The 25,868-nt window shown below is 68.5% G+C and carries 24 protein-coding genes; 7 read left to right on the forward strand and 17 right to left on the reverse strand.

Annotation, left to right across the window (positions count from 1 at the left end; translation table 11 throughout):
* Window positions 1-35: 35 nt before the first annotated feature.
* The 14 genes from RN51_RS00455 to RN51_RS00520 all read right to left on the reverse strand — a co-directional run bounded on the left by RN51_RS00455 (window position 36) and on the right by RN51_RS00520 (window position 16,256).
* Complete coding sequence (locus RN51_RS00455; RefSeq protein WP_045262086.1) at window positions 36-998, reverse strand: siderophore-interacting protein; 963 nt, start codon at window positions 996-998, stop codon at window positions 36-38.
* Window positions 988-1,788 carry an ABC transporter ATP-binding protein gene (locus RN51_RS00460; RefSeq protein WP_045262087.1) on the reverse strand — a complete coding sequence of 267 codons (801 nt, stop codon included), beginning with the start codon at window positions 1,786-1,788 and terminating at the stop codon, window positions 988-990. The genes RN51_RS00455 and RN51_RS00460 overlap by 11 nt, the downstream gene beginning before the upstream one ends.
* Window positions 1,785-2,867: a FecCD family ABC transporter permease gene (locus tag RN51_RS00465; RefSeq protein ID WP_052674519.1), complete on the reverse strand. Its 1,083-nt coding sequence runs from the start codon at window positions 2,865-2,867 to the stop codon at window positions 1,785-1,787. Before RN51_RS00465 ends, RN51_RS00460 begins: the two co-directional genes overlap by 4 nt.
* Window positions 2,864-3,913, reverse strand: coding sequence for a FecCD family ABC transporter permease (locus tag RN51_RS00470; protein ID WP_045262088.1), 1,050 nt, complete (start codon window positions 3,911-3,913; stop codon window positions 2,864-2,866). Before RN51_RS00470 ends, RN51_RS00465 begins: the two co-directional genes overlap by 4 nt.
* A gap of 33 nt (window positions 3,914-3,946) precedes the next feature.
* On the reverse strand, window positions 3,947-4,972 hold the full coding sequence (locus tag RN51_RS00475) for an iron-siderophore ABC transporter substrate-binding protein (RefSeq protein ID WP_045262089.1): 1,026 nt from the start codon (window positions 4,970-4,972) through the stop codon (window positions 3,947-3,949).
* A 242-nt stretch (window positions 4,973-5,214) separates the two neighbouring features.
* Window positions 5,215-5,418, reverse strand: a complete 204-nt coding sequence (locus RN51_RS00480; RefSeq protein WP_017831237.1) for a cold-shock protein — start codon at window positions 5,416-5,418, stop codon at window positions 5,215-5,217.
* A 74-nt stretch (window positions 5,419-5,492) separates the two neighbouring features.
* Window positions 5,493-8,375 (reverse strand): helix-turn-helix transcriptional regulator, encoded by a 2,883-nt coding sequence (locus tag RN51_RS00485; RefSeq protein ID WP_156149047.1) that lies wholly within the window; start codon window positions 8,373-8,375, stop codon window positions 5,493-5,495.
* 68 nt (window positions 8,376-8,443) lie between these two features.
* On the reverse strand, window positions 8,444-8,686 hold the full coding sequence (locus RN51_RS18305) for a hypothetical protein (protein ID WP_045262091.1): 243 nt from the start codon (window positions 8,684-8,686) through the stop codon (window positions 8,444-8,446).
* A 210-nt stretch (window positions 8,687-8,896) separates the two neighbouring features.
* Window positions 8,897-9,922, reverse strand: a complete 1,026-nt coding sequence (locus RN51_RS18485; RefSeq protein WP_045262092.1) for a LacI family DNA-binding transcriptional regulator — start codon at window positions 9,920-9,922, stop codon at window positions 8,897-8,899.
* Window positions 9,923-9,942: 20 nt separating this feature from the next.
* Window positions 9,943-10,707, reverse strand: a complete 765-nt coding sequence (locus RN51_RS18490; RefSeq protein WP_045262093.1) for a hypothetical protein — start codon at window positions 10,705-10,707, stop codon at window positions 9,943-9,945.
* 58 nt (window positions 10,708-10,765) lie between these two features.
* Window positions 10,766-13,135 carry a carbohydrate binding domain-containing protein gene (locus RN51_RS00505; RefSeq protein WP_082066177.1) on the reverse strand — a complete coding sequence of 790 codons (2,370 nt, stop codon included), beginning with the start codon at window positions 13,133-13,135 and terminating at the stop codon, window positions 10,766-10,768.
* Between the two features lie 51 nt (window positions 13,136-13,186).
* Window positions 13,187-14,053, reverse strand: coding sequence for a carbohydrate ABC transporter permease (locus RN51_RS00510; RefSeq protein ID WP_045262095.1), 867 nt, complete (start codon window positions 14,051-14,053; stop codon window positions 13,187-13,189).
* A 1-nt stretch (window position 14,054) separates the two neighbouring features.
* Window positions 14,055-14,930, reverse strand: coding sequence for a carbohydrate ABC transporter permease (locus RN51_RS00515; protein ID WP_045262096.1), 876 nt, complete (start codon window positions 14,928-14,930; stop codon window positions 14,055-14,057).
* Window positions 14,931-14,990: 60 nt separating this feature from the next.
* Window positions 14,991-16,256: an ABC transporter substrate-binding protein gene (locus tag RN51_RS00520; protein ID WP_045262097.1), complete on the reverse strand. Its 1,266-nt coding sequence runs from the start codon at window positions 16,254-16,256 to the stop codon at window positions 14,991-14,993.
* 175 nt (window positions 16,257-16,431) lie between these two features.
* On the opposite strand from RN51_RS00520, the gene RN51_RS00525 reads away from it, so the two are divergent.
* Window positions 16,432-17,739, forward strand: coding sequence for an alpha-L-fucosidase (locus tag RN51_RS00525; RefSeq protein ID WP_045262098.1), 1,308 nt, complete (start codon window positions 16,432-16,434; stop codon window positions 17,737-17,739).
* A 65-nt stretch (window positions 17,740-17,804) separates the two neighbouring features.
* Here RN51_RS00525 and RN51_RS00530 read toward each other — a convergent pair whose 3' ends face one another.
* Together RN51_RS00530 and RN51_RS00535 are read right to left on the reverse strand one after the other, a co-directional pair.
* Window positions 17,805-18,914, reverse strand: a complete 1,110-nt coding sequence (locus RN51_RS00530) for a DUF998 domain-containing protein (protein ID WP_231579167.1) — start codon at window positions 18,912-18,914, stop codon at window positions 17,805-17,807.
* 112 nt (window positions 18,915-19,026) lie between these two features.
* Entirely contained in the window at window positions 19,027-19,482 is a 456-nt protein-coding gene (locus RN51_RS00535; RefSeq protein WP_045262099.1) for an SRPBCC family protein, read from the reverse strand.
* Between the two features lie 170 nt (window positions 19,483-19,652).
* Between RN51_RS00535 and RN51_RS00540 the strand changes: the two genes are divergently transcribed.
* The 6 genes from RN51_RS00540 to deoD all read left to right on the forward strand — a co-directional run bounded on the left by RN51_RS00540 (window position 19,653) and on the right by deoD (window position 23,811).
* A complete protein-coding gene (locus RN51_RS00540) occupies window positions 19,653-20,690 on the forward strand; it encodes an FUSC family protein (RefSeq protein ID WP_045262100.1) in 1,038 nt (345 codons plus the stop codon).
* A gap of 85 nt (window positions 20,691-20,775) precedes the next feature.
* Window positions 20,776-21,435, forward strand: coding sequence for a DNA alkylation repair protein (locus RN51_RS00545; protein ID WP_045262106.1), 660 nt, complete (start codon window positions 20,776-20,778; stop codon window positions 21,433-21,435).
* 139 nt (window positions 21,436-21,574) lie between these two features.
* Complete coding sequence (locus tag RN51_RS00550; protein WP_045262101.1) at window positions 21,575-21,946, forward strand: hypothetical protein; 372 nt, start codon at window positions 21,575-21,577, stop codon at window positions 21,944-21,946.
* A 53-nt stretch (window positions 21,947-21,999) separates the two neighbouring features.
* Window positions 22,000-22,566, forward strand: a complete 567-nt coding sequence (locus tag RN51_RS00555) for a GTP-binding protein (protein ID WP_052674520.1) — start codon at window positions 22,000-22,002, stop codon at window positions 22,564-22,566.
* Window positions 22,563-23,081: a hypothetical protein gene (locus RN51_RS00560; RefSeq protein WP_052674521.1), complete on the forward strand. Its 519-nt coding sequence runs from the start codon at window positions 22,563-22,565 to the stop codon at window positions 23,079-23,081. The genes RN51_RS00555 and RN51_RS00560 overlap by 4 nt, the downstream gene beginning before the upstream one ends.
* Window positions 23,082-23,100: 19 nt before the next feature.
* Complete coding sequence (gene deoD, locus RN51_RS00565) at window positions 23,101-23,811, forward strand: purine-nucleoside phosphorylase (protein ID WP_045262102.1); 711 nt, start codon at window positions 23,101-23,103, stop codon at window positions 23,809-23,811.
* Window positions 23,812-24,108: 297 nt separating this feature from the next.
* Here the strand turns inward: deoD and putP are convergent, their stop codons facing one another.
* Window positions 24,109-25,620 carry a sodium/proline symporter PutP gene (gene putP / locus RN51_RS00570; protein ID WP_045262103.1) on the reverse strand — a complete coding sequence of 504 codons (1,512 nt, stop codon included), beginning with the start codon at window positions 25,618-25,620 and terminating at the stop codon, window positions 24,109-24,111.
* Between the last annotated feature and the right edge of the window lie 248 nt (window positions 25,621-25,868).

Below are 25,868 nucleotides of genomic sequence, written 5' to 3' on the forward strand. Positions count from 1 at the left end.
ATCGACCGCAGCCAGGTGGCCTTCATGGGCTAGGGTCAGCCGCGCATGGCGACACCGCGGCGCCAGTAGCCCATGAAGGCCACCTGGCTGCGGTCGATGCCGAGGTCCTTGACGAGGTGGCGACGCAGGGTGGTGACCACGCCGCTCTCCCCTGCGATCCAGAAGTAGCGTTCGGCAGGAGCCTCGGCCGTGGCGATGTCCTCGCCCAGTCCGGAGTACTCCGGCGTCTCCCACAGCAGGTCGTCACCGTCGATGTCCTTGACGCGGATCTCGTCCCCGGCGTCGGCATCTCCGAGGTAGCCGAGCACGGCGGGGATCAGACGCAGCCCGTGCGGTTCGCCGGCGTCGCGGGGCAGCCAGTGCACCTCGACCCCCGACGGCGCGTCGATGCGGAGGATGTCGGCGGGCGAGGGCACCTCGATGAAGGCGACACCGCGCAGGTCGCGAGGCGCGTCCTCCAGGATGCGGGCGATTGCCGGAGCAGCCGTCTCGTCGCCCGCGAGCACGACCGATGCCGCGGTACCGGGGGCGAACTCGGCCCCTCCGTGCAGGTCGACGTCCACACCACGACGCGGCCCGACCAGGTACAGCTGCTGTCCGACCGCGGCCTGGCTCGCCCACAGCGACGCGGGTCCGGTGAGTCCCGGCTCGAGGTGCAGCACGAAGTCGACGTCGACCTCGGTGCCCGTGGCAGGGTCGACCCGCAGCTCGCGCACGGAGTAGGTGCGCATGGAGCCGCGCTCCTCCTCCGGCACCGCGAGGAAGGCCTGCCACCAGTTGTCCGATGCCCTGTCGAGCTCAGGCAGCACTCCGGATGCGGGCGGGAACACCAGCTTGATGCGGCTGTCGAACACTTCGCCGGGCGTGCCGAACTCGAACAGCTCGTCTCCGCCGAAGGTCACCCGCACGAAGGAGGGCGAGACGCGCGTGACCGCCCGCACCTCGGCTCGGGTGAGGATGTAGGTCGGGCGCTCGGTCGTGGTCGTCTCAGCGGACATGGTGCCTCCCGATGGGTGTGACCATCGGCTTGCCGGAGACCGGGTCGATGGTGATCTGATTGGCGAGGCCGAAGACCTCTTCGACGAGTTCGGCGGTGACGATGTCCTGCGGCGCCCCCGTCGCGTGCACGCGCCCGTCTTTCATGGCGACGAGTTCGTCTGCGTAACGGGCGGCGAGGTTGAGGTCGTGCAGCACCATGACGATGGTCGTGCCACGCGAGACGCTCAGGTCGGTGAGCAGGTCGAGCACCTCGACCTGGTGAGCGACGTCGAGGAAGGTGGTCGGCTCGTCCAGCAGCAGGATGTCGGTCTCCTGCGCGAGGGCCATCGCGATCCACACGCGCTGACGCTGTCCACCGGAGAGTTCGTCGACGCTGCGGTCGGCGAGGTCGGAGATGCCGGTCGCGTCGAGGGCGTCGGCCACCACCTCGTAGTCGTGCGTGCTCCAACGGGCGAGCATCTTCTGGTGCGGATGCCGTCCGCGGCCGACCAGATCGGCGACCGCGATACCCTCCGGCGCGACGGGCGACTGCGGCAGCAGCCCGAGGATGCGCGCGACCTCCTTGGTCGGGCGGGCGTGCACGGACTTGCCGTCGAGCACGATCTGCCCGTCGCTCGGGGACAGCAGACGGGCCAGCGAGCGCAGCAGCGTCGACTTGCCGCATCCGTTCGCTCCCACGATGGTCGTGATGCGACCGGGGGCGATCTGCAGGTCGAGGCCGTCGATGATGGTGCGGTCGCCGTACGCGAGGGTGACGCCCTCGGCGGACAGGCTGTGCGAGACGGTCATAGCGAACCCCCGGAGCGGTTGGTGCGGATGAGCAGATAGATCAGATACGGAGCGCCGACGACGCCGGTGATGACACCGACGGGGTAGCGGGTCCCGAAGGCGAACTGGCCGATGAGGTCGCCGGCGAGCACGAGCACGGCACCGACGAAGGCAGACGGCAGGAGCAGGTTCGCGCCCGGACCCGTGATGCGCGCCGCGATGGGACCCGCCATGAACGCGACGAACGCGATGGGGCCGGTGGCCGCGGTCGCGAACGCCAGCAGCGCGACCGCGCCGAGGATGAGCAGCAGACGTGTGGCGTTGACACGGATGCCGAGCCCCGCAGCCGAATCGTCGCCCAGCTGAAGGGCTCCGAGCGCGCGACCCTGCGACAGCATCAGCGGCACGATGATCGCTGCGGCGATCGCCATCGGCAGCACCCGCTCCCACGATGCGTTGTTGAGGCTGCCGGTCAGCCACTGCAGCGCGGTCTGGATGTCCCAGTTCGCTGCGCGCGACAGCAGGTAGGAGATGACGCTCTGCAGCATCGCCGCGACGCCGATCCCGATCAGGATGAGTCGCGTGCCGGCGAAGCCGCCCTTGATCGAGAGGAGGTAGATCACGAAGGCCGTGACCACGGCGCCGACGAGGGCGAGCAGCGACACGACCGGCCCGTTGACGGACAGCACGATGATGCCGAACACGGCTGCAGCTCCGGCACCGTTGGAGATGCCGATGATGTCGGGCGAGGCGAGGGGATTCCGCAGCATCGTCTGGAAGCAGACGCCCGCCATGCCGAAGGCGATCCCCGTGAGCACGGCCAGCACCGCGCGCGGCAGGCGCAGGTCGCCGACCGTGAACGAGGCACCGGGCACGGTCTCGCCGAGGATCACGCGGATCACCTGGTCGGGCGTGTAGAACGTGTTCCCCACCATGAGAGCGACCGCGAAGAGGGCGAGGACCAGGACGCCGAGCACGATCGTGGCGATCGCGTGACGACGGTGGCGCGATCGTCGGCCCGCGACGATCCGCGCGATGCGGGCGGCGGCGGACTCCTCGCCGCGTTCGAGGGTGTGCTCGGCGTGCTCGGTCGCGCTCACAGCTCACGCACCTTCTGCCGGCGGACGATCCAGATGAAGAACGGGGCTCCGATGATGGCGGTGATGATGCCGACCTGGATCTCCTCCGACGATGGGGCGATCACGCGGCCGACGATGTCGCTCGCGGTCAGCAGTGCGGCACCGGCGATGGCCGAGAAGGGAAGCAGCCAGCGGTGGTCGGTCCCCACGAGCATGCGGCAGACGTGCGGGATGATGAGCCCGACGAACCCGATGGGCCCCGCGATCGCGGTCGCGGCCCCAGCGAGGATCACGGCTCCCAACGCCGAGATCATGCGGGTGCGGAACACGTTCTCGCCGAGCCCCTTGGCCATCTCGTCGCCGAGGGCGAGGGAGTTCATGCCGCGCGAGCACAGGAAGCAGATGAGGGCACCGACCGCGAGCACCGGCGCGGTCAGGGCGATGCGCGGCCACTCCGCTCCGCCGACGCCGCCGATCTGCCAGGACTGGAACGTCTGCATCAGGTCGACGCGGGGCAGCATGACCGCGCTGATGAGCGAGGCGAACGCGGCCGATGTCGCCGCTCCCGCAAGTGCGAGCTTGAGAGGGGTCGCTCCCCCGCGCCCGAGCGAGCCGACCGTGTAGACGAAGACCGCAGCCAGACCCGCTCCCGCGATCGCGAAGGCCATCTGCCCGTACGGGTCGGCGAGTCCGAAGAAGGCGATGCCGCAGACGACCGCGAGCGAGGCGCCGTTCGAGACGCCGAGGATGCCGGGGTCGGCGATCGGGTTCCGCGTGACCGCCTGCATGGTCGCTCCGGAGAGGGCGAGCGCGGCCCCGACGAGGAGCGCGAGCACGGTGCGGGGGATGCGCTTCACGATCGCGGCCTCGGCGATCGTGTCGGTGTGGCCGCTGAGGGCGGCGACGATGTCGTCGAACGAGACCGCGCGCACGCCGAAGGAGATCGACAGGATGCTGAGGACGACGAGCACCACCAGCCCGACCAGGAGCCAGATGGTTCGCACCAGCACCGGGCGCCGCAGGTCTGCGGCACCCGGAGCCGGGGCGATGACGGTTGCTGAGGTCACTGAGTATTCACTCCGCTGCTGCGGATCGAACGACTACTTGGACAGCGGTGCAGCCAGGAGGGCGAGGTAGTCGCTGAGTCCCCACGGGATCGACAGCGGCGACGGGTTCGCGGAGGCCGCGATCGGGGTGGCGTCAGGCAGGACGGCGATGCGTCCCTCGGCGATGGCCGGGATCTTGGACAGCAGCGGGTCGGCCTGCAGCAGCGGGATGATCGACTCGTCGCCGTAGGTGATGAACAGGTCGACGTCGTCGAACTTCTGCGCCTCTTCCGCACTGACGGTCAGGTAGAACTGGTCGCTGTCCTTGTTCTCCTCGACGATCGAGGGGAACGGCAGGCCCAGGCTGTGGAGGTAGCCCGGACGGGTGTCGATCGCCGTGTAGTACCCGATCTGGCTGAGATCGGTCGGGTCGATGTAGGAGAAGAGGACCTTCTTGTCCTTGAGCACGCTGTTCGCGTCGAGGGCCGTCTGCGCATCGGCGTCCAGCTGCTCGATCAGGGCCTTGCCCTCCTTCTCGAGGCCGAGAGCCTTGGAGTCCAGCTCGATCATCTCGTCGACCGAGGTCCCCCAGGCGACTTTCGGGTACGCGATGACCGGGGCGATCTTGGAGAGGGTGTCGTACTCCTCCTGCGTCAGCCCGGAGTAGGCGGCGAGGATCACGTCGGGCTCGGTGTCGGCGACGGCCTCGTAGTCGATGCCATCGCTCTCGTCGAACAGCACCGGCGTCTCGGCGCCCAGCTCATCGAGCTTCTCCTCGACCCAGGGCAGCACGCCGTTGTCGTCGTCGTCACCCCAGGCCGCCTTGCTCATGCCGACCGGGACGATGCCCAGTGCCAGCGGCACCTCGTGGTTCGCCCAGGCGACGGTCGCCACGCGTCCGGGCTTCTCGGTGATCGTGGTCTCGCCGTAGATGTGCTCGACGGTGACGGGGAAGGCGTCGTCGGAGGCGGGGTTGCCACCGGTGGTCGAGGTCGACTCCGGGGCGGAGGATGCACAGGCGGAGAGGCCGATGGCGAGCGCGGCGGCCGCGCCGATGGCGAGGATTCGAGAGGTGCGCACAGGCGTTCCTTCGGTTCGGGGTGAGGGGGCGGCACGGGAGATGCGCCCAGCCTTTGGTAAGCCTGGCCTAATCTAACACGGAGGTTAGGTGATCCTCACCCCGAGGTTCCTCGTTCGAATCGCGCAAATGGTCGTGGATCGTGCCCGGATGGAACCATTCGCGCGATTCGAACGGCGACAGGGCACGAAAAAACCGGCCGGATCCGTGAGGATCCGACCGGTTTCAGGAAGTCAGCGCGCGCTCAGAGAGCGCGGATGTTCGCCGCCTGCATGCCCTTGGGGCCACGCTCAGCGTCGAATTCGACCTTCTGGTTCTCGCGGAGCTCCTTGAAACCGGAGCCGGCGATAGCCGAGTAGTGGGCGAAAAGGTCGTCCGAGCCGTCATCGGGAGCGATGAAGCCGAAGCCCTTTTCCGCGTTGAACCATTTCACAGTGCCAGTGGCCATGTGTTTCTACTTTCTGTTGACTTAGCCGTTTGCACGGCCTACGCCGAGTCGGAACATCCGACACGCGCGTTCTGTCACGCTACCACGGCGTGCTCCGTCGCAGTACGGGACTGTGCATTCTTCTCGAGAAGAGCAGCCTCCGTCCGCGTGCTCACTCCGAGCTTGCGCAGCACGGCCGAGACATGCACGCTCACGGTCTTCACACTGATGAACAGACGCTCGCCGATCTGCCGGTTGCTCAGCCCCTCGGCGATGAGCGCGAGCACCTGACGCTCCCTCGCGGTGAGCGGATCGGCGCCCGACGTGGCCACCGCCTCGCTCCTCAGCCCCGCGTCTGTGGCGAACCGGGAGACCGCCGCCTGCACCTGGGCGTTGCCGAGAGACTCGGCGAGTGCGGCAGCCTCGGCCAGCACTGAACCCGCAGCGATCCGGTCTCCACCGTGGACCAGCACGCGCGCGAGCTCCAGCCTGAGGACGGCCCGGAAGACGACCGGGACATCCTCCCCCTCCGCGCACCGGATCGCCTCCGCGAGGGCATCAGGGCGTGGATCGAGGAGGGCGTCGAGGATCGTCTCCCATGCGTCGCGCTGCAGCTGCACCGGTTGGGCCGACCACGCGGTGCGGACCGCGGTGGACGCCGCATCGACGTCCGATCCCGCCGCCCTCAGCTCGGCGATGATGGCTCCGCCCTCCAGCAGCAGTCGACGCTGGTGCAGCAGCGCCGGCTCATCGTCCTTCAGCATCTCGAGGATCGCGTCGAGCGCCCCGCGGAGATCGCCCCGACTCTCGGCCACGGCGACGATCATCATCACCCGGTCGTACCAGATCTGCCTCTCGGAGACGCCCGTCTCCTCGAACGCGGGCAACCACGCCTGCAGGAGTTCTGCGGCTTCCGCCGATCGTCCTCGCCAGGCCAGCACCCGCACGCGCGTCATGCTCATGTACATGCGGAACACGCGCAGGGTCCCCTGCACGAAGTCGCGCGACAGCATCTCCTCGACCCGCTCGATCTCGCCGAGCTCGAGCAGGGGGACGACCATGTTCTGCGCCATGATCGACCCTGATGTGCGTTCGACCCTGAGCTCGCGGGCACGCCGCAGCCCCTCCTCCGCGACCTCGACGGCCTCGCGGTAGCGCCCCAGCAGTGTGAGCAGGTCGGAGTAGTTGACCCGATAGCGCATCTCCGCGGTGGAACCCGTCGCGAGCTCGCGCGCACGTTCATACTCGCGCACGCCTTCATCGACGCGGCCCAGGTGCGCCAGGGAGCCACCGCGCACGTTCGCGGCGATCGACAGCTGGTCAGTGGATTCGGCCCCGGCCGCCCCACGCTCGGCCTCGTCGGCGAGCCGGATCGCCTCCTCGCGATCACCCGCGATCATGCGGCGGCTGGCGAGCTGGTTCAACAGCTCGGCGCGGAACACCTCGTCGCCGATCCGCTCGTCGGCGATCGCGAGCGCCTGCTGCAGCAGCGGGATCGCACCGAGACGCCCCAGGTTCACGAGGTACAGCGCCTTGTTGCGGAGCAGGCGTGCATGCAGCCGCGGATCGACCGTCTCCGGGTCGACCTCGGCGAGCGCGACGTTGGCCACGGCGAGCGCCCGTTCACCGTCTCCCGCATTGCGCAGGATGGAGCCGAGCACCAGGAGAAGGTCGAGCCGCTCGATGCGGGCCGCGTCGGCGGCGTCGGGCACGAGTGGCCAGAGCTCCAGCGCCAGCTCGCCGAAACGGGCGGCGCTCGCGAAGGCGTACTGTCCTTTCGCGTGACGCATCGCGTCGGCCGCGGCGACCAGGGCCTTGCGGTCATCCTGCGCCAGCTGCCAGTGATAGGCGAGCGCGGCGGCATCGCTGGAATCGGATCCGGCGCATTGGGCTTCGAGCGCTTCGGCGTAGGCGCGGTGCAGGCGTGCCCGCTCACCGGGGAGCAGGTCGTCGTGCACGGCTTCGCGCAGCAGGGCATGCCGGAACCGGTAGTCGTCGTCGCCGATCACGAGGATGCCGCTGCGGGTCGCCTCGCGGATCGCCTCGTCGAGTCGCTGCTCCGGCAGGTCGACCAGGCTCGTGATGAGCGGATGCGAGAGCGGGCGCTCCGCACCGGAGACGACCTGCACGACGTGACGCGCGTCGTCGCCGAGCCGGTCGAACCGGGCGAGCAGGAGGTCACGGAGACCGTCGGGGAGCGGACCGTTCGAGCACCCGGCGATCTCCTCGATGAAGAAGGGCACGCCCTCCGCCCGCTCCTGCATGCGGTCGAGCGCGCTCTCGGTGAGCGCGCTGCCGGTGATCTGCTCGGCGAGCTCTCGCACCGCTGCCTCGTCGAGGCGTCCGAGAGTGAGGCGCTCGAGCAGCCGTGCTCTGGTGGCCTCGCCGATGAAACGGCTCACCGCATCGCCCCGGCGCACGTCGTCGGTGCGGCTGGTGAGGAGGAGCAGGATGCGGCCGCGGCTGAGGGCCCGCAGCAGGAAGGAGAGGATGGCGAGTGTGGACTCATCGGCCCAGTGCAGGTCTTCGACCACGAGCACCTGAGGCGCACGTTCGGCCGCCGCTTCGATGAGCGAGGCGATGGCGTCGCGCAGACGCTCCGGACTCGTGCGATCGCGATCGGTCGGGGCGTCGACGAGCTCGGGCAGCAGCATGCCGAGAGCCTCGACCCCCACGCCCACCGACTCGCGCACCCGGTCGACGCCCATGCACAGGACGATCGAACGGAGGATTCCGGTGAGCGGACCGTACGGCGTGCGCGAAGCACCGAGGTCGAGGCACCACCCGACGTGCACATCGGCGGTCGGTGCGATCTCGGTGGCGAACTCGCGCAGCAGCCGAGATTTGCCGATACCTGCCTCGCCCTCGACGAGCAGAGCTGCGGGGATGCCGTCGCGCACCCCTGCGAAGGATCGGCGCACCTCTGCGAGCTCGGCCTCGCGGCCGACCATCGCAGCGCTCGATGCGGAAGAGGGCATGGACTCATCGTCCCACCCCCGACCGACATCCGGGTCCGTCCGCTGTTCGCCGTGCGCGATGGCGCTGCTCACCGCGCGTGCGCCGGCACCGTGTCGCACGCGGTCGCGACCCGCGCCGTCGCCGGAGCCGCCGTCTCCTCGCGCGCCGCACGACCGAACGCGAGGCGGAGCATCCGCCGCAGCGCTCCTTCCGGTCGCGGCACGATCTGGTCGGCGTGCTCGACCAGGGAGAGGCGCCTCGCGGCGGCGCGCTCCATCTGCTCCTGGTCGTGCCTGGTGAGCTGCTGGTGGAGATAGGGGTGCTCGAACATGGGGTTCTCCTCGACGGTTCGCTGTATCCCTACACTCCGCTCTGAGGTACCCGGGGGACATCGGACAGATGCCCTATCTTTCGTGCGGCACCGAGCCCGCCGGATCAGGCAGTCACGCCGACTCAGGCCGATCCGCGCGAAAACTGCCTGAATCCGCGTGATGGCCTGATTCCGCGCGTCGCCTGACTCGGGGAGCGAGACCGTGCGCGACTAACGAGGAGCCGCCCAGTCCCACCCCTCTGGCGACAGCGCGCCGGAGGACACACCGGGGACGAGTTCACAGGCCTGCAGCACGACGCCCGCCTCACGCGACGTGGCGAGGAGAGTCGTCGCCGCCGAGCGGCCGAGCACTTCGAGATGAGGATCCACCGAGGTGAGGAAGCGGTCGGGGCTGCCGCTGTACTTCGACCAGTTGTCGTAGCCGACGAGGGCGACGTCGTCGGGGACGCGAATGCCTCGACGCTCCAGGGCGCGGGCGACACCGATGGCGATGTAGTCGTTGGCGCAGAAGATCGCGTCGAACTCTTCGGCCTTCGCCGCCAGCTCCACGCCGGCCTGGAACCCCCACCGCGTCGTCCAGTCGCCGTGCAGCGGCGGGATGACGAGTTCGTGCCCCGCGTCCTCGAGGGAGTCCGAGAATCCGGACGACCTGTCCTGCACCGCACGCGAGTGCGGCATCGCCGTCACGTGGGCGATGCGCTCTCGCCCCTGCTGGAGGAGGTGCTCGGCGGCGAGTCGCCCCGCCTGCCGATCGTCCGGGAGCAGACATGTGTCCTCGGCGCCGTCGGAGACACCGAACGCGTGGACGACAGGGACCTGGAAGAGGGAGGAGATCGAAGGGAAAGGAGTGTCGGTGCCGTCGCCGACCACGATGATGCCGTCGACCTTCCTCGCCTGCAGGGTGCGGAGGTTCTGCGGACGTGCACGCGGGTCGTCCTCGTCGTCGTAGACCAGGACGGCGATATCGCGCTTGCTGAGTTCGTCGATGATGCCGGTGATGACCGGGGTCGAGAAGTTTCCGGAGGCCTTCTGAGCGAGCACGCCCACCGTGAAGCTCCGTCCGAGGGCGAACGACTGTGCGAGCACGTTCGGACGGAAGTCGAGCTGGTCGGCGGCTTCGTGGATGCGTCTGCGGGTCTCCTCCGAGACGTGTCCACCTCCGTTGAGCACGCGCGAGACCGTGGGAACGGAGACCCCGCTGATCCTGGCGACGTCTTTCAGAGTGACGTTCTTCATGACTTCCCTCTTCACGCGCGCTAGCCGCTGGATTCCGTCGTCTCGGCGAGGAGGTCGGTGACGTCCACGTTCGCGAACCAGTCCAAGTCTGGCACGACCTCTGCCGACGTGACCGCCTGCGAGATCTCGGAGTCGACCAGGTCGCGTGCCATCATCTGTACGGCGATGGCACGCGCTCGCTCGGCATCCGGCTCCGCCTGCAGGTCGGGTCGCGTCGCGATGAAGGCATCCACCCGTGCGACGTCGCCGCGCAACGACTCCGCGGCCGCCTTCTCCTCGATCGTGGCGAAGTCGGCGAACTCCTTGCTCTCGAAATCCACGAGCGTGTACTCCACCGGCCCGTACAGTACCTCGCCCGCCTCGTGGCGTCGCTCCCGGTCCGCGTTGCGCGCCTCGAGACGGGCGAGCAGCGCGTCGAAACTCGGGTCGTCGATCGCCCCGAGCCGCACAGCTCGATCTCGTCGTACCGTGTCGGCCGCACACCGAGCGACGGCCCGGTCGAGGAGGAGCGCGCTGGGCGTCGTCTCGCCGACCTCGGTCGTCCAGAAACCCGGGCCATCGGGAACCCCGTACTCGCGCATCACCACGTCGTAGACCGAGGCCCGCTCCCGCAGCGCGCAGTGTTGGAGGCCGGCGATGTCCACGTCGGTGCCGTCGACCGTGAGGACGACCTCGTGGGCGTCCATGGGCTCCGGTTGCACGGGAACGTCGATCGTGCTCGTGCATCCGGACAGCAGGACGACGGTGATCACGGCGGGAATCGCCGCTTCTCGGATGCGTACCATCCTGACCTCCTCATGTCTGGGACGGGCGGGCGCGCCTGGAGGCACCCGCCCGTCATGATCAACCGACCCTGGTCAGTGCCAGAGAGTCGCAGAAGCCGATATCGAGACCTGTCTCCTTCAGGCAGTAGACCTTCGCCGAGGAGCTTCCGGCTCCCACCGTGAAGGTGGTCGAGACCTTCGTGTACGACGTCGAGGTCACCGAGACGAACTGCTCGGGGTTGCCGAACGAGTACACGCCGATCCGCACCTCCTCGCCGGCCTTGGCGACCTTCGCCCAGCCGGACAGCGTGTACGTCGCTCCGGGTTCCAACGCCACCGTCTGCTCGATGCCCTTGTGCCCGTTGAGTGAGGTCTGCACGGCGAAGCGTCCCCCCTGCTGCTGTTGCGGCACGACGAAGTTGTCGTCATCGTTCGCCCAGATGCTGGTCCAGGGGGACAGCCGGCCGCTCTCGAACCCGCCATTCCTCAGGAGCCCGTCGACGGACAGATCGTCGCAGTAGCCGGTCACACCGGTGGGCTTGTAGCAATAGATGACGGCACTCGTCGATGTCGCCCCCGTGGTGAAGGTCGTCACCGCCCGGGTGTAGTCGGTCGCGGTGACGGTCTGCGCGGTCTCCTGTCCGCCGAACGATTTGACGCCCACGGAGACAGGCGCCGACGACGAACCAGCCTTCGCCCACCCCGTGAGCGTGTAGGTGGTGTTCGGCTGCAGCCCGGTGACGGTCTGCTCCGCTCCTGCGTAGCCGCTCAACGCGAGGGCCTTCGTTCCGGAGTGCGCCCCGGCGGCCCCTGTGGTGGCACCGCCGAAGAGGCTCCACGCCGCGGAGCCGTTCTCGAACCCGCCGTTGGCGACGCCGGGTGAGGCAGGAGGCGGGGTGGTGACGGGCGCGCCGGCATAGGCGCCGATCGTCGGGGCTGCGGTCGCCGCCACGGCATTGCCCCAGTAGTCGCGCCCGCCGTTGTCGGCGATGAGACGGCCGGCCCCGATCGCCGGAGACCCCGCTCGGAGCTTGTACCCGGCGACGGTGTCGATCCCGTCCCGCCCTGTGCCGGGATCCGCGAAGAGCGGGTCGGCGTTGATCGCGTCCACGTCGGCCGCAGGCCCGGAGAAGCCGTGGTACACGTTGCGGTCGACCGTGATCCCGCGATCGGTGTCGAAGCGCGTCAGGCCGCTGCCGACGAAGATGTTGTTCGCGACGAGGGAGTGGGCTGGCAGCCGGACATCGAACGGCCGGTCGGGGTTGTAGAGCGTGTTGTTGTACATCTCGAGGCGCACGTTCCCGCCCGCGCTGTTGATGAACCCCTCCCCCTGCGACACGTTGTAGCGGATCGTGAGCTTCGGCACATCCGTCTGCCCCGGACCGAAGCAGGTGAGGCATTCGAGGTAGAAGCCGCCCGTGTTCTCGTGGCTGTAGTTGTACTGGTAGGTGCACGATCCGGTGATGCCCCAGTCGCAGTCCCAGCCCATCGAGTCGGGACCCGGCTGGGTGCGAGCGGACTCGTTGAACTGGAACACGGGGTTCGCGCTCGTGTAGGCCCAGATGCCGGCGATCGCGCCACGGTTGCTGGCGTTGTAGCCCGCGTCGTAGCTGATGTTGCGTTCGACGAGGGGGTCGATCGATACGCCGATGAGGATCGAGTCGGCGGCCGCGCGGATGACCGAGTTGCCGCGGATCACGACGTTGCGGTTGTGGTTGATCGTGTCGTCCCCGTTCGGCGACCCCACGACCGCGATGCCCATCGAGCGCACATCACGCACGGAGTTGTCCTCGATCGTCACGCCGTCGAAGGAGCCCGTCAGGCCCGAGGACTTCGCCGGCAGCCTCACCTGGATTCCCGCCGACACGTAGCGATCGCTCGCCGTGCGGTTCGACTGCCCCGTCACATCGTGCACGTCGAGACTCGCGACACGGATGCCGCGGAGCACCGCGTTGCCCGTGTTCTCGATGAGGACGCCGCTGCGCTTGCCCTCGGCGGCTGCGACGTTGGTCACCTCCAGTCCCTCGACGGTCCAGTAGCTGACGTTGCGGATCACGACGGGAGCTTCGACGGTGCCACCGCCGTTGATGATGGGCTTCGCTCCCTTCCCATAGGAGCCGAGGCGAATGGGGGCGGAGGCCGAGCCGCTTCCGACCGCGACGAACGAGCCCGTGCACGCGGTGCCCGCCTTCAACAGCACGGTGTCACCCGCGACGAACGCACCACTCGCGGGCTTCGCCGCCGTGACGGAGTTCCACGGGGCGTTCTGCGTTCCGGTGCCGTTGGTCGAGGCGGAGCAGTCGACGTAGTAGGTCGTGCTCGCCGCGGTCGCCGGAGCCGCGGCGACGAGTCCCGCAGCGGTCATCAAGGCTGCAGCCGCCAGCGCCACGACGGCGCGGGCGCGGCGCCTTCGCGGCCGGGACGACCTCATCGATAGGGATTGCGACATTGCATTTCCTTTCTCACGAGCACCGGCGACATCCGTCGATGCGGGACCAGGTCAGGACTTGACGGCTCCGGCCGACATCCCCGCGACGACGTATCGCTGGAGCCAGCTGAAGACGAGGATCAGCGGGAGCGCCCCGAGCAGTGCGGCCGGGAACAGGGTCGTCGGCTCGACGGTGTTCGGGTCGATCAGGGCGTACGCGTTCGCCATGATCGTCCTGTTCTGCTCCCCCTGGAGGAAGACCAGGGGGATGATCAGGTCGTTCCAGACGGCGAGGCTTACATAGGTGATGAGCGTCGCCGTGACCGGGTTCAACAGCGGGAAGATCACGGTGAAGAAGATCCGCAGCGGACCGGCGCCGTCGATCGCGGCCGCCTCCTCCAGCTCCTGGGGAACCTGGCGCATGAAGCTCGTGTAGAAGAACACGGCGATGGGCAGGTTCATGGCGGTGTAGATGAGGATGACGCTGACGTGCGTGCCCAGCAGGTGCAGGTCGCGGACCAGCAGGTAGAGCGGCGCGATGAGCACGAAGATCGGGATCGTGGTGCCGATGATGAAGAGCCGGTAGGTGCCGCTCGACCAGCTCCTCGTGACCCGGCTGAGCGGATAGCTCGCCATCGCGCCGAGGATGACGGTGAGGGTCGCCGAAGCCACGAGGATGATGACGGTGTTCGCGGCGCTCTGGAGGTAGTTCAGCCGCACGAAGGCATCCACCACATTGTCGAGGGTGAGGTGCTCCGGCCACCCGAGCGGGGATGCCGACACGTCGGCGGCGGGACGGATCGCGGTGAGAACGGCGAAGGCGAAGGGGATCAGGAGCAGGGCGACCCCGATGAACAGGCCGACGTCACCGATCACGCGAGCGCTCTTCGCTCCGATCGATCGCCGTCTCATCGGGAGCTGAGGAATGGAGGCGGACATGTCAGATCCTCTTTTCGCGCATGCGCAGGACGGAGGTGGCCACGTTGCTCAGGACGAGCACGATGACGAGGAGGAGCACCGCGATCGTGATGCCGTAGGCGAACTCGCCGGCGCCGCCGAAGACCTTGCGGTAGATCAGGAGCGTGAGCGTGGTGGTGGATCCCGCCGGCCCACCGTTCGTGAGCACGAACGGGAACTCGAAGACCTTGAGTGAACCGATCAGCGACAACGTGACGTTCACGGTCAGCGACGGCGCCAGCAGTGGCCATTCGATCGTGCGGAAACGACGGAATCCGCTGGCGCCGTCGAGGTCCGCTGCCTCGAGCACGTCCGCGGGAAGCGCGAGGTAGCCGGCGAGGAAGATCGCCGCCGAGTACCCCGCGAACATCCAGATGTTCACGAGCGCGACCGCCCACAGCGCCGTGTCCGGTGAGCCGAGCCAGATGCGGGTGAGCGCGTCGAGGCCGAGCGACCGGAGCACCTGGTTGAGGGTGCCGTCGGGGGCGTACAACGACGAGAAGATGAACGATGCCATCACCGGAGCGACCAGCGTGGGCATCAGGATCAGCACGCTCACGACCTTGCGGATGCGCGGGCGCAGGTAGAGGGCGCGGGCGAGCAACAAGCCGAACAGGTTCTGGAAGAACACCACGACGACGGCGTAGATGAGCGTCGTGCCGATCGCCCGCATGACCTCCCGGTCGCCGAGCAGCCGGGCGTATTGGTCGAGTCCGACGAAGTCGGCCCTGGGCCCTCCCCGGCTGTCGGTGAGGCTCAGCCAGAGGCCGCTCCCGAGCGGATACAGCACGAGGAGGGCGTACACGGCGACCGCGGGGAGGACGAATCCCAGCGCGACGAGGGGGCGTTTGGTGATCACGGCATGCTTTCGGGTTCGAGCGGGCGCATCCGGCGGCGAGTGCCGGACGCGCCCGGAGCGTCAGTTCTCGGTCTTCGCGAGGGAGTCGAGCTCGTCGAGGAGCTCGTCGGTCGTGATCTCGCCGAGGAAGAGGGCCTGGAGCCGCGAACCCAGCTGCGTCTGCACGTCGCCGGCCATCCAGGTGTTGGTCTGCATGAACCGGAAGTCGCCCGCATCCCACGACGCCGTGAAGGGAGCCGCCGCCTCACTGGCCGGAGTGCTCCCGTCGGAGAAGGGGGAGATGGCGTTCTCCGCTTCGAGGAAAGGCGCCAGGTTCTCGGGCTCCGACCAGAACTCCACGTACTTCTCCGCCGCCTCCTTCACCGGAGAGGCGTCATTGATCGCCCACATCGTGCCCGCGAAGACCAGGGCGTTCGGAGCGGTGCCGGACGTGGCACCCGGCCACGCGGTGAACTGCGCATCGATGCCCGCTTCTTCGACACCGGCGAGGTTCCACGCCCCCTGGAGCCAGAAGCCGGTCTTGCCCGCCTCGAAGTCGGCCGCTCCCTGCGACCACTCGTCCTCGCCGAGCTCGGTCTTCCAGTCGAGCAATCCCTCGTCCTGCAATGCCATGAGCTGCTCGACCGCGGGCTTCCAGTCCGTGAAGCTCGCGTCGCCGGCGAAGAACTTCTCGTCCCAGTCCGCGTCGACCGTGCTGGCTGCGGCGTTCAGGAGTGCCATCGCCCCCGTCCATCCCCCCTTGTCCGGCAGGGTGATCGGATCGTAGCCCGCGGCTTTCAGCCCTTTGAGGGCGGCGATGAATCCGTCCCAGTCCGTCGGCACCTCGGTGATCCCGACCTCGTTCAGCAGCGCGGTGTTGGAGAAGAGCCCGACGCCGATCGCTTCCATCGGCATCGCCAGGAGCGTTCCATCCTGCGAGGCGAAACCCTCGATCGCGGGGTCTACGTCTGCGGCCCACGGCGCGTCGGACAGGTCGGCCAGGTACCCCGAGTCGCCCCACGTGGCCAGCAGGTTGCTGTCGACCATGAGCACGTCTGCGGAGTCCCCGGCGAGGAGTTCGGGCTGCACACGCTGCGAGTAGGCCTCGTTGGCGGGGATGGCCTCGAACTCGAGCTTGATGTCGGGATTCGCCTTCTCGAAGGCCGCATTGATCTCCGCGACATTGGCCGGCTCGCCCTCCGTCCCCTTCCAGCCGTAGACGCTCAAGATCGTTCGACCATCATCCGTCGTGCTGCTCGATGGGGCGGAACAGCCCGCGAGAGCGAGGGCAGCGGTCAGGCCGGTGGCGACGACGGCCAGGCGCGTGGCGCGGCGCGGTGATTTCATCGTGGATCTCCTCGTTGAGTAGGCGGCGACGGGTGGGTAACCGATTGTCTGGGCGATCTAGGCAAACGGTTGCCTAGATCGCCCTGCGAGTGTAGGTTCGGTCTCGGCCCACTGTCAACCCCGGCTGTTCCGGGGCGAGTAGGGCCGCACTCCGCCCTTCGACGATGAGATCTCCATGCCCCACGCAACCGCGCTCCCCCTCGACCATCCCGACCGCGTGCGCTGGTTCGCCGCCGCCAACTTCGGACTCTTCATCCACTTCGACCAGGCCAGCCAGCTCGGGGTGGACCTCTCGTGGCCGATGGTGGGCCTGACCAGCGACGACGGCTCGGGGGTGGCCGAACATGCCCCCGTCGACTACCTGAAGCACGTCGACGACTTCGATCCGGACTCGTGGGACCCTCGCGCTCTGGCACGCGCCGCGCGCGACGCGGGGATGTCGTATGCGGTCTTCACGGCTAAGCACCACTCCGGCTGGGCATCATGGCCGAGCACCGCCACCGCACTGTCGATCGCGCGCTCGCCCTATGGACGACGTGGCGGCGACCTCGTCCGCGAGTACGTCGAGGCGTTCCGTGAGCAGAGGCTGCGCGTCGGTCTGTACTATTCCCTCTCGGACTGGTCGGACAACGACTACCCTGCCTGGCGCCCGGAGTTCGCGCCCTACTCGTTCGAGGAGTACCCCCGCTCGAGCCCAGTGGAGTGGTCGCGCTACCGCGAAGGACTGAAGGCGGAACTCACCGAGCTGCTCACGGGTTACGGGCGGATCGACCTGCTGTGGTTCGACGGTGGCTGGGAGCGCACCGAGGCCGAGTGGGACAGTCGGGACCTCGAGCGCCACATCCGCTCACTGCAACCCGACATCGTGTTGAACGACCGTCTCCCCGGGGTCGGCGACTACCGGACTCCGGAGCAGACATCGCCCGCATCCGACGGGGCACAGCTCTGGGAGACCTGCCTGACCATGAACAACACCTGGGGGTGGGACCCCCGCGACCTGAACTACAAGAGCCCGGGGACGATCCTGCGGACTCTCGTGGATTCCGTGGCACATGGGGGCACGCTGCTGCTCAATGTCGGCCCGGACGAGACAGGCGCCCTGCCGGCGCAGGAGTCGGCCATGCTGCAGACCATCAGCGAGTGGATGGCCCGGCACGGGGAGAGCGTCGTCGGCGCGGATCGAGGGCTCGAGCCGTGGCAGTTCTACGGACCCTCGACGCGCAACGGCGATTCGCTGTTCCTGCACCTCATCGCCTGGCCGGACGAGGAGCTGACCGTGCGGGGCATCCACCCGCGGTCCGTTCGATCGGTGGAGCTCATGACCGATGGCTCCGAACTGCCCTTCCGGACCGTCATCGACCCCGCGGACGCGCGGGAGGCCGACCCCCTCGGGAACCTGGTGATAGCGATCCCCCCGCGCCGCCCCGATACACCCCTCCCCGTGATCCGCGTGCGCGTGCAGGAAGCTCTCGCCACACGCTGACCGCCCGCCCGTGGGTCGAGCCCGTGCGGTCGAGCCCGCCGGATCAGGCCCGCCGGATCAGGCAGTCACGCCGATTCAGGCCGATCCGCGCGAAAACTGCCTGAATCCGCGTGATGGCCTGATTCGGCGAGCGCGCGCATGAGCTGCGGCTGCCCGGACGGTCGGGACCCGCGCGGCACCAGGATCGCGAGCACACGCACGAGCGTCGCCATCCACAGCAACCCGAGCCCGACGACGATCGCCTCGACCGCGGTTGTGGAGTACAGGCCGAAGAGCACCCACAGCGCCACCGCGATCACGACCAGCAGACCCACACCGATCGAGGTGATCGACAGCGCACGAGGACGTCCAGGGATCCTCGCGACCGTGGTGGCAGCGGCGGCGGCGAACAGCACGAGCGCGCCGAACGCCGCGATGTCGTGCGGCACCGGCACTCGATGAAGCGGCAGCAGCCCGACCGCGGCGAGCGCGATACCCGCCGCCGCCCACAGCGCCACGACGACGGCGATGCGGGAGAGCGCGACGTCGCCGAGCAGTCGGTGCAGGTCACGGCCGATGTACGAGCCGACGGTCGCGACGAGGAGGCCGGCGACCACGAGCGTGCCGTTGAACGCCCACCCGACTCCGAGCTGGGAGAAGTTCCGCTCCCACCAGCGGGGATCGGCGGCGGTGACCATCGCGAACAGGGTGCCGATGACGAGGAAGCCGAACAGGAGCGCAGCGAGGTCGGACGTGCGCAGGTCGACGCCCGCTCCGAAGGCGAAGCGTCCGCCGACCGCTGCGGCCACGCCGGTCAGAACGCCACCGCCGACCGCCGCGAGCCGCAAGCCCTGCAGCCCGGCCGCCAGCACCTCCGCGGCGAGCAGCACTCCCATCACGGTGACGGCCCCGAACGCGATGGTCAGGGCTCCGGTCGACAGGTCGGACACCACCGCCTGCCACCGCGGCATCGACGCGGTCTCGCGCCTGCGGTGCATCAGCGTGCTGGTGAGGAAGGCCCCTGCCGCGATGACCCCGGCGACCACCGCCGCCGGCATCGCGAGCGCGCCCTCGCCGGTGAGCGGCCGGGACTCACCGCCCAGCACCGCCATGCCCGCGACCGCAGCGAGCACGAAGCAGAGCACGGTCGCCCAGACCGCCCTCGTCTCGGCGCGCAGCTTCGCGTCCTCCTCCATGCGCCCATGCAAGCACGCGTCTCCGACGCGCGGAACCCCATCCATCCGGGCTTCCGACATGGAGAAGGCCCGACGGCTGAGCCGTCGGGCCTTCCCTGCATCTGATCTCCGGTCAGGCTTCCACGTCGCCGCGCCACGAGCCGGTCTCGACCCCACGGCCTTCGATGAACTCCTTGAAGTTCTCGAGGTCCTTCTTCACGGCGTGACCCCCCGCGCCGACCAGCGAGCCCAGCTTCTCGAGCAGCCCCTCCGGCTCCCAGTCGAGCTGCACCGTGACACGCGTCGAGGTGTCGGTGAGCGTGTGGAACGTCACCACTCCCGCGTGCTCGGTCTCGCCACCCGTGCTCTTCCACGCGACGCGCTCATCCGGGTGCTGCTCGGTGATCTCGGCGTCGAACTCGCGGGTCGCGCCACCGACCTTCACCTTCCAGTGGGTGTGCGTGTCGTCGATCTGGGTGATCGATTCGACCTCGTCGAGGAACTTCGGGAAGCTCTCGAACTGCGTCCACTGGTTGTATACCGTGCGGACGGGAACGTCGACGTCGATGGTCTCGATGATCTGCACCATGGGATGCTCCTCACTGTTCGTCGTTCGTGTGATCCCATTCAGCCGCAGATCGCGCGGATCGGCGACGGGGTTGACATCCGCCGACGGTTCCCCGACATTCCGGTGCGCGCGCGACCCACCCCCTCGCGGCGCTCCCCGGCGCACCCACTGGCACGACTAGCGTTGAGGTCATGCGCATCCCCGCCGCGATCCGTGCCTCACAGCGCTCTCCGCTGCTGCAGGTCGTGAAGTCGGCAGCCGCGACCATCGCCGCCTGGCTCATCGCCGGCTGGGTGTTCCCGGCGCAGCTGCCCGTCTTCGCCGCGATCGCCGCCCTCCTGGTCGTGCAGCCCAGCGTGAACCAGTCGCTGTCGAAGGCGCTCGAGCGCAGCATCGGGGTGATCGCGGGTGTCGTGATCGCGGTGGCGCTGGGTCTGCTGCTGGGGTCGCCGAGCTGGATCGTGCTGCTCGCGATCGTGGTCGCGATGCTGGTGGCGTGGATCTTCCGCGCCTCTCCGGGCACCGGGAACCAGGTCGCGATCTCCGCCATGCTGGTGCTGGCGCTGGGGTCATCCAGCCCCGAGTACGCATTCGCCCGCATCGTGGAGACGCTGATCGGCGTGGTGATCGGCATCGTCGTGAACGCGCTCATCGTGCCGCCGGTGCTGGTCGCCCCCGCCCGCCGGGACGTGGGCCTGCTGGGCCGCGAGCTCGCCGCCAGCCTCGACCGCCTGGCCGACGCGCTGCCCGAACCGCAGACCGCCGCGAAGCTGCAGGAGCTGATGCTGGAGGTGCGGCTGCTGCGTCCGATGAAGGAGGCAGCAGAGGCCGCGATCGCCGCCGGAGAGGAGTCGCTCACCCTGAACCCGCGGCGCTCCACTCATCGCGCCGACCTGCGCGAGCTGCGGGCACTGCTCGACCGGCTCTCCCCCATCGTCACCCAGACCATCGGCATGACCCGCGCGTACTTCGACCACTACGACGACACGATCGGCGAGGAACCGGCCGTCACCGCGATCGCCGAGCAGCTGCGGCGGGCGGGCCACGACGTGCGTCTCGCCGTGCAGATCGCGGAGGCGCTCCCGGAGCCGGACGACGTGACGTCCGCGATCCCCGCCCTCACCGCTCCCCTGGTGATCCGTCCGCCGTCGTCACAGCACTGGATCCTGATCGGGTCGCTCATGGAAGACCTCCGTCGCATCCGCGGCGAGCTGGTCGACGAGGAGTGACCCCGGCTTTCGAATCGCGCAACTGGTGGTATCCGGCGCCGGAATCGAACCATTCGCGCGATTCGAAGCGGCCTACGCTGGGGAGATGAACACCGTCGAAGCGCTCGGAGAACTCGCCGCGCTGGAAGACCCGAAGGTGCGTGCGGCGAATGAGAAGCGCGGCGACGACCACGGAATCAACCTCAGCCGACTGCGCGCGCTGGCGAAGCGCATCAAGACGGATCAGCCCCTCGCCGAAGACCTGTGGGCAACGGGCGAGACGTCCGCGCGACTGCTCGCCCTTCTGATCTGCCGCCCCAGCGACTTCACCGCCGACCAGCTCGACGCCATGCTGCGCGACACCCGACCGCCCAAGGTCAACGACTGGTTCGTCAACTACGTCATCAAAAAGAGCCCGCTCGCCGAGGAGCTGCGACTGCGCTGGTTCGACGACGCCGACCCCACTGTGGCCGCCGCCGCGTGGTCGCTCACGACGGTGCGCGTGACGAAGGACCCCGACGGCCTGGATCTTCCGCACCTGCTCGACCTGATCGAACGGGACCTGTCGACAGCGCCGTCTCGCCTGCAGTGGTCCATGAACGAGACCCTCGCGAACATCGGCATCTTCCACCCCGAGCATCGCACCAGGGCACGGGAGATCGGCGAGCGCCTGCAGGTGCTCGCCGACTATCCGACCGCGCCAGGCTGCACCTCTCCATTCGCGCCGCTCTGGATCGACGAGATCGTGCGCCGTCGCGAGGGCTGAGCCGCCTCGCCAGGGCGTGTCCGTCCGCCGTTCCATCGCACAGTCGGTAACGTTATACACTTTATCTGTTCGTCTGCGCACTGGGGGCGACCGCACGGTGCGGTCACCTGCGCGGCGACGGAACTGGGGATGCATCATCATGGCCACGCAAGATCAACTGAACGCACTCATCGCCGACATCGCGAACGACATCAACGGATTCATCGGGGCCTCCGTGGTCGATGTCGAATCCGGTCTGCCGCTCGCCTCGAACTCGGTTCGGCCGGACTTCGACCTCGACGTCGCGAGCGCGTACAACAGCGAGATGGTCAAGAACAAGCGGAAGACGATCGATGCACTCCGCATCGAGGCCGCGCTCGAAGACATGCTGCTGACGCTCGACACGCAGCTGCACCTGCTCAAGATGATCGATGACGACACGTTCATCTACCTCGCCGCCGACCGCCAGGCGACGAACATCGCTCTGCTCCGGTCCGCCGTGAACCGCCACGTGGCGGCTCTGAACGCTTGACCGACTCCGGGGGTTCGACAGTCGGAGCTGCCGGAGACTCGGCGACGAGGCGCGTGCGCCGACGGCGGTCGAACCTGCCGACGAGGTTCCGCCTCGTCTTCGCGGGACCGGTCGGCGCGGGCAAGACCACGGCGGTGCGCGCACTGAGCGATGTCACGCCCGTCGACACCGACGTCCCCATCTCGGCAGGCTCAGCGGAGTACGGCGACGCCGACAAGACGACCACCACGGTGGGACTCGACTACGGCACGTGGAAACCCACGGAGGAGATCTCGGTGGCGCTCATCGGCGTCCCGGGTCAGAACCGCTTCGCCGACGCGCGGCAGAGCTCGTCAGCCTCCGACACCCGCATCCTGCTGTGGCTGCGTGCGGACCGCGGGAGCATCACCGCGGACGCCGACGAGTGGCTGCCGCGTTTCACCAGCGACCAGGAGCGGCTGGTGATCGCCGTCACCCACGTGACCGGCGACGCGATCGACGAGGTGCGTCAGACCCTCGGCGGCAGTCTCGAGCGGTACGGGATACCCCTCGCCCGTGTTCTCACGGCCGATGCACGCGACCGCGAGAGCGTGATGCGGGTCGCGTGCCTCGCCCTGGACCTCCCGGAAGGAGAGTCATGAACGTCCCCCTCCGCGCCGAAGACGCCTCGTCGACCGGCGGACAGGGATCGACGCAGGACGGAGTGCTCATGCACCCGGATCTGGCCGCGAACTGGACGCTCTGGTCGGGCGTGGTCAGTCAGGCCGCGCTCACTCGGCTGCGTCGTCTCGAAGAACGCTTCCCCGAGCTGACCACGGCCGTGCTGTCGACCGCCGACGGCCTGCACATCGCCTCGGTCGGCGCACTCGGCGAGACCGGGGACCGCCTGGCGGCCATGAACGGCTCGCTGTTCGCCGTCGCCAGAGCCGAGGCGGAGATCATCTCGAGGGGCACCGAGCCGAGCCTTTCCGCCGTGGTCTCGGTGTCCATCGGGCAGAGTCAGCTGTCGCTGCTCAGCTTCATCCTCGCGCCATACGGACAACTGCTCCTCTCCGTATCGGCGAAGGGCGTGCAGGTGGGCACGGTGATCGTGCAGGCACGCTCGGCCGCGTACGAGCTCATCACTGCGCTAGGGCTCGCAGGCGCTCCGGGGTGAGGCTGGCTACGCTGAGGCCATGAGCACGCATATCGCCGCAGAGCCCGGTCAGATCGCCCCCATCGTCCTGTTCCCCGGCGATCCGCTGCGTGCGAAGTGGATCGCCGAGACCTTCCTCGACGATGCGGAGCTCTACTCCGAGACGCGCGGCATGCTCGGTTTCACGGGCACCTGGGAGGGGCATCGGGTCTCGGTGCAGGGCTCGGGCATGGGACAGCCGTCGATGGCGATCTATGCGAACGAGCTGTTCGACGCCTATGACGTGCAGACGATCGTGCGGGTCGGCTCGTGCGGAGCGCTCACAGAACGGGTCAAGGTCCGCGACATCATCATCGCGAACGGTGCCAGCACCGACTCCGGCATCAACCGGGTGCGCTTCCACGGCCTCGACTATGCGCCCGTGGCCGACTTCTCGCTGCTGCGTGCCGCTGTCGAGGCGAGCGAGGCCGAACAGCTCGAGTCGACGGTGCACGTGGGACAGCTGTTCTCGAGCGACCAGTTCTACAGCACCCGCCCCGAGCTCACGCAGCCCTTCGTGCAGCACGGCATCCTCGGCGTCGAGATGGAGGCGGCCGGGCTCTACACTCTCGCGGCGTACCACGGTCGGCGTGCCCTCGCCATCTGCACCGTGAGTGATCACATCCTCACGGGCGAGGAGACTACCGCCCAGGAGCGGGAGCAGACGTTCGGCGACATGATCCGCATCGCGCTGCGCGCCGCGACCGCCTGATTCCCCGTTCGGCCGCTGTGCGTCCGACCCTCAACCCCTCGCCCTCGCACGCCAGATCAGGCGATCACGCGAGGTCATGCCGCTGACTCATCACACGCCATGTCGGGCCAACACGCCAGGTCAGGCCCCTGACTCATCACACGCCAGATCAGGCCAACACGCCATGTCAGGCCGCTCGGGCCACAATCGGCCTGATGCGGCGTGATGGCCTGATCTGGCGGTCACGCGACGCGGGAGACCTGCCCCCTCGGGCGACCTGACCCCGCGAGGCCGTCGTCCGTCCGGACCGCGACTCCTCTAGGGGGTGTCGCCGACGGCGTGTGGACGGGGCAGCGCCACCATCGCGCCGGTATCGGTGAACTCCTGCTGGATCTCCTCGTCGTGCGTGTAGGTGAGGAGGCTGACCACGACCGCGGCGACCATGGCGAGCACGAACGCGGGAAGGAGTTCGTAGAGCCCCGTGTCGAGCGCCTTCCAGATGAACACGGTCGCGGCCCCGACGAACATCCCCGCGAGGGCACCCCAGTTCGTGAGCCGACGCCAGTAGAGGCTGAGCAGGATGACCGGGCCGAACGCGGCGCCGAATCCGGCCCATGCGAACGAGACGAGGCCGAGGATCGTGTCGTTCGGGGTGATCGCGAGCACCGCCGCGACGACCGCCACACCGAGCACGCCGAGCCGCCCCATCAGCATGAGCGTCTTCTGCGAGGGCGGCGTCCGCCGGAACACCCCGTACAGATCCTCGACCAGCGCCGACGAGCACACGATCAGCTGACTGGAGATCGTGCTCATGATCGCAGCGAGCACCGCCGCGAGCACGAGACCGGCGACGAACGGATGCAGCAGCGTCTGCGACATCAGCAGCACCACCGTCTCGGGGTTGGCGAGGTCGACTCCGGTCTTGGCGATGTAGGCGATGCCGACGAGGCCGGACAGCACGGCGCCGCCGAGGGAGAGGATCATCCAGGAGATGCCGACACGGCGCGCGCTCTTCGCCTCCTGCGGCGAGCGCAGTGCCATGAACCTGACGATGATGTGCGGCTGACCGAAGTATCCGAGCCCCCAGGCGAGAGATGACACGATGGCGAGGATCGTGCCGCCGGTGAGAGCCGTTCCGGACAGCAGGGACAGATGGTCGGGCGCGACCTCGTTGATCAGCTCGCCCGTCTCCGCCAGCCCTCCGATCGCCACGATCGCCGCGACCGGGATCACCACGAGGGCGACCACCATCATGAGACCCTGCACGACGTCGGTCAACGAAGCGCCGAGGAAGCCACCGAAGAGCGTGTACGCGAGAGTGACGCCCGTCACCAGCAGCATGCCGGTCAGGTAGTCGCCGTCGAACGAGCTCTCGAAGAAGACTCCGCCGGCGACCATGCCCGAGGAGATGTACAGCGTGAAGAACACGAGGATGACGATGCCGGAGACCACGCGCAGGAGTCGTGTCGTGTCGCGCAGCCGGTTCTCGAAGAAGCTCGGCACCGTGATCGAGTTCCGGGAGACCTGCGTATAGGCCCGGAGCCTCGGAGCGACGAGCAGCCAGTTCAGGTAGGCGCCGATCGTGAGGCCGATCGCGATCCAGGCCTCGATGAGACCCGAGACGTAGATCGCACCGGGCAGTCCCATCACGAGCCAGCCGGACATGTCGGAGGCTCCCGCGCTGAGGGCGGCCACCCACGGCGGGAGGTTCCGTCCGCCGAGCATGTAGTCCTCATGGTCGCCGGTCCGCCGGAAGGCGATCCAGCCGATGAGCAGCATCGCGGCGAAGTACAGCGCGAGTGCGGCGAAAGTGAAGATCTGATCGGGCATCGTCGTCCCCCCTGGGCGGTGCAGCCTCCGGTCGTGGTCGTTCGATGATGCCAAGCACGGCCTCGTGCATGCCGAGGCGCCTCGGCGCGGCGTGACTTCGGCACGGTCGGCCCGCCCCCGCATCAGGCACTCACGCGGCAACAGGCACACCTGCCGGGGAACGGCCTGATGCGACGTGTTGGCCTGATCCGGCGAGTGGGCGGGGGCGGGCCAGCGGGCAGGCAGGCGGACGGCGGACGGGCTGTCTC

This window comes from Microbacterium oxydans (genome assembly GCF_000956405.1).
GTDB lineage: Bacteria > Actinomycetota > Actinomycetes > Actinomycetales > Microbacteriaceae > Microbacterium > Microbacterium oxydans_C.